The organism is Dermacoccus sp. UBA1591, from assembly GCF_002322065.1.
Classification (GTDB): Bacteria; Actinomycetota; Actinomycetes; order Actinomycetales; family Dermatophilaceae; genus Dermacoccus; species Dermacoccus nishinomiyaensis.
Genome location: NZ_DCNR01000072.1, coordinates 48,137 through 48,871, shown reverse-complemented (window position 1 = coordinate 48,871; position 735 = coordinate 48,137). Strand labels below are relative to the sequence as shown.

Here is a 735-nt window from a genome sequence, read left to right as displayed (position 1 = left end):
CGTCGCCCCGTCCCGCCGCCTCACCCCCGCCGGTCGCGCGCAGACGTCGGTTCGTCGATGCCTTCGCGCAACAGCGGGTCGATACGGTAGGGGATGACGCGGCGCAGGTAGACGCTCGTGCGGGTTCGGGTGACGCCGGGGCACAGGCGGATCTCCTCGCTGACGCGATAGAGGTCGTCAGGGTCGCGCGCGACGACGCGCACGAGCAGGTCCGTCTCGCCGGCCGGCGCGAAGCACTCGAGCACCTCGGGGATTTGCGCCAACCCGTCGATCGCGCCCGAGATGTCGTGCTGATCCAGCTCGACCGCCACCATCGCGCTCATGGGCCGTCCGAGCGTCGCCGGGTCGACGCGCGCACTGTTGAGTCGCAGGATGCCGCGCTCGCGAAACCGCTCCAGCCGCGCGTGCACCGTGCCGCGCGCCAGGCCGCAACGCTGCGCGAGCGCCATCGTCGTCATACGCGGGTCCTCGTCGAGAGCGAGCAGGAGCAGCCGATCCGTCTCGTCGAGCTGCGGCGGTGAGGTCGGGCGCGGCGACCCAGATGACGTCGCGGTCGCGGACGTCGTCGCCGTGCGTGGCCCCGTGTCTGTTTGTCGAGCTGCGCCGCGTCGGGCGTGGGAGCGTCGATCCATGATCATCCTCGTTCCAGTCGTGACGCGTGCTCAGCGCACCGCATCCATGGCCTGAAGCACAGTGCAGTGCGCTGCCCCGCGCAGGTCGCACGAGCAGTTCACG

The 735-nt window shown here is 71.0% G+C and carries 1 protein-coding gene; it reads right to left on the bottom strand.

What is annotated here, in order from left to right; translation table 11 throughout:
* Window positions 1-20 precede the first annotated feature (20 nt).
* Window positions 21-632 (bottom strand): Lrp/AsnC family transcriptional regulator, encoded by a 612-nt coding sequence (locus B2284_RS07540; protein ID WP_006944270.1) that lies wholly within the window; start codon window positions 630-632, stop codon window positions 21-23.
* Window positions 633-735: the final 103 nt, after the last annotated feature.